Origin of the sequence: Celeribacter baekdonensis (assembly GCF_900102315.1) — a bacterium.
Lineage (GTDB): Bacteria > Pseudomonadota > Alphaproteobacteria > Rhodobacterales > Rhodobacteraceae > Celeribacter > Celeribacter baekdonensis.
In genome coordinates this window covers 1-3,195 of record NZ_FNBL01000033.1, presented here as the reverse complement: position 1 = coordinate 3,195, position 3,195 = coordinate 1, and the positions used below count along the sequence as shown (strand labels likewise).

The following is a 3,195-nucleotide window of genomic DNA, read 5'->3' as shown; positions in this document are numbered from 1 at the left end:
TATCGGATTTAAAGGCAAAATATCATATTTAAGGGCAAAGCAAGGCCGTTGATTTCGTTGGATTTCTCATCTCACAATTAAGGGCTACGCGACAACCGGGATCAAGGTCGAAGGTGAAGGCGAGTGGCACGCACGCAAGCATGGCGGCCCGAAACGGCGCGTCTGGCGCAAGCTCCACCTTGGGATCGATGAAGAAACGTTGGAGATCCGGGCCGTCGAAGTCACCGGGAGCCACATCGGTGATGCGCCCATCCTACCCACCTTCTCGACCAAATCCCGCAGGACCAGGAAATCGGTAGCGTTACGGCTGATGGCGCCTACGACACGCGCAAATGCCACGATGCGATTGCAGATCGCGGTGCCCATGCCGTCATCCCGCCCCGCAAGAACGCGAAGCCCTGGAAGACGATCACCGCCGGAGCCGTGGCGCGAAATGAGGCCCTGCGCGCGGCGAAATACCTGGGCCGCGCGCTCTGGCGACGATGGAGTGGATACCACCGCCGAAGCCGCGTCGAGACAAAGATGCATTGTATCAAGTTGCTGGGCCAGCGGCTCATGGCACGGGACTTCGATCGACAGGTCGCCGAACTCCAGGTCCGCATCGCCGTCCTGAACGGCTACACCGCGCTCGGAATACCCGTCACGGAAGCTGTGGGATAAGTCCGTCCGGGGAAAGGGGAACCTCGGCCTTAAGCCGATTTGTGCATCAGAGCCCTTGACACTAATAATTAGCTATCTATGTTTTTCCCGGCGATGGTTCCCCGGAAGAGGAGCCGGATTTCATCGCTGCATCAAACTGGAGGAAATTCATGTCACGGACAGCCAATTTGGCCGGCCCGCGTTCGCGGACCGGAATGGTGGTGCTTTGCCTCGCTCTGACCGCGGGCTTCGCCCCGCTCGCGTCGGCGCAGGAGCAGCCCGCCTTCAACGAACATGCGGGAACCCTGCCGGACGGGACGGCATGGCTGATCCGCGTGCCCGAGAACTGGAATGGTCGACTACTCAGGGATCTGGATTTCGCCAGCAACGTTTCGGTCGCGTCAGCGGTCCAGCGGTATGACGACCTGCTCGGTCGTGGCTATGCCTTCGCCGGGCTCGCCCGGCACCCGCTGCGCCTGTGGCAATACGATCCGCAGCGTGAAATCCTGAATCTACAAGCTGTTCAGGACATTTTCACGGACCTGGAGCGCGCTCCTGACATGGTGCTGCAATACGGCTGTTCTGGCGGAGGGCTCGACAGCCTCGCTTCGGCCGAGGATTACCCGGACAGGATCGACGGTGCCGCCGTGCTTGCCGCCCATACGCCGGTCTGGATCATGAGCAGTTTCCTGGATGGCTGGTTCGCCATGCAGACCCTGCTGGGCGAAAGCTATGAGGCCGCTGGGCACGGTCCGGCCAGCGATCTCGCCATCGTCGGCCTGCCCAATGCCGGAGCGGGTGGCGAGCGCAGCCTTGACGCGATCCGTGCGTCCTGGATGGCCGCCATCGAAACGGCGGGCGAAAGCCCGGAGGGCCGCGCGCGGCTGGCGCTTGCCTTCGCCATCGGACAGTGGTCGCCGTGGATGGTCGAGGGGACCGAACTACCCGACACCGCGGATGCCGGCGCCATGGCCGACATGATCGTGGCCTCGGCGCTGCGCATCGGCGGTAATGTTGGCGGGTCCTCGCGGCTTCTGTTCGAAAACGCCGCATCGGGGCAGCAACTTTCCGGGAACGAGGGGGTCGACTATGCCGCCTTCTACCAGAATGCCGCACCCGCGATGGCGCGGACGGTTGAGGCGCTCTACGAACAGGCCGGTTTGGACCTTCAGGCCGACATTGCCAGGATCGACGCCGCCCCCCGCATCGCGGCCTCGGATTATGCGCGCGATTTCTGGGCCGCAGACGGGCGCACGACGACCGGCGATCTGCAGGTTCCGGCGATCCGCATCCACATGCTGGGCGACTGGGCCATTCCCTACACGCTGATGGAAGGCTACGGCGCGCTGGTGCAGGAGCAGGGTACCGGCGATCTGTATCGGCAGTCGCTGGTCCAGGGCACGGGCCATTGCGAGTTCACGGCTGCCGAAAGCACGGCCATCGTCGAGACCCTGGTCGAACGGATCGAAACGGGCGCCTGGCCCGAGACATCGCCCGAGGCGCTGAACGCCGCAGCCGAGGCGCTGGAAACCGGGAGCGCCCCCCGGTTCATCGAACACGGTGATTGGCGCGTGGCAGCCTATAACCGGCCCTGGGTTCCGGCAGAATGAGCCGATGGGGAACTGGCGCTGCGCCGGTTCCCCCACAGGTCCGGTGGCGCAAGTCATTGGTGGACCGTCGCCAACGCGCAGTGGGCATCTCTGGCGAGGGCAAGTGTTCCCATGTCTGGACGACCCCTGCTGCGCAAGCTGGGAATTGACGCGCCTATGCCGAAAGCAGTCATGTCTACGGCCTTTGTGGTGCGGTCTAGCCGCTGGCCCAGATGAAGTCCGCGGATCGGGTCCCAATCAAAATTGCGCGCTTTCTGCGCCTTGACCCCCTGGGGTGTCCCGATCCCCGGTTCGACCGGTTTGTCATCTCTTCTCAGCTTCACGCATTCCGTCAGCGGTTCCGCGCTCAGGAGACAGGGGCCGCGTAGATCTCGTTGCGGCGCAGGAGCGCCCAAGCGATCCGGGCAGTCTTGTTGGCGAGCGCGACCGCAACGACTTTCGGTCGCTTGCGTGCTTTAAGCCCAAGCATCCAAGCCTTGCCGGCATCGCCCTGCCTTGCAAAGCGAAGCACCGCAGTCGCGCCGGAAACGAGCAGTCGCCGGATATATCCATCACCCTGCTTGCTGATCCCGGTCTGTCGATCCTTGCCACTGCTTGAGTTCGCCCGTGGCGTCAGGCCTAGCCAGGCCGCGAACTGTCGTGCCGAGCGGAACAGGCTCGGATCCGGAACATTTGCAGCAATTGCGCTGGCGGTGATCGGTCCGATACCGGGAATGGTCGCCAGTCGCCGGCTCGTCTCGTGCGTCCGGTGCCACTCGAGGATCCGTTTCTCCAGGGCCTCAGCCTGATCGGCAATCGCCTCCGCTTGGCAGATCAACGCATGGATGGCAGCCGCAGCATGGTCAGGCAACTGTCGCGTTGCCCTTAAATCTGAGACACGACGCGTTCGGGGATATTTTTTGCCCTTAATTATGAGATTCCACTGCCATCGCGCCTATGCTTTTCG

General features: G+C 63.1%; 1 protein-coding gene and 2 pseudogenes. 2 read left to right on the top strand and 1 reads right to left on the bottom strand.

Annotation, left to right across the window (positions count from 1 at the left end; all coding sequences use genetic code 11):
- Positions 1 to 61 precede the first annotated feature (61 nt).
- Both BLT54_RS21890 and BLT54_RS21885 read left to right on the top strand, forming a co-directional pair.
- A pseudogene (locus BLT54_RS21890) lies at positions 62 to 660 on the top strand (IS5 family transposase).
- A gap of 149 nt (positions 661 to 809) precedes the next feature.
- Positions 810 to 2,249: a hypothetical protein gene (locus BLT54_RS21885; protein ID WP_024099412.1), complete on the top strand. Its 1,440-nt coding sequence runs from the start codon at positions 810 to 812 to the stop codon at positions 2,247 to 2,249.
- Between the two features lie 346 nt (positions 2,250 to 2,595).
- Here the strand turns inward: BLT54_RS21885 and BLT54_RS21880 are convergent.
- Positions 2,596 to 3,111 (bottom strand): annotated as a pseudogene (locus tag BLT54_RS21880) (IS110 family RNA-guided transposase); the annotation flags it as partial.
- Positions 3,112 to 3,195 lie beyond the last annotated feature (84 nt).

Excerpts from the sequence above, each read along its gene's own strand:
- BLT54_RS21885 (WP_024099412.1), top strand. The coding sequence starts at position 810 with ATGTCACGGACAGCCAATTTGGCCGGCCCGCGTTCGCGGACCGGAATG.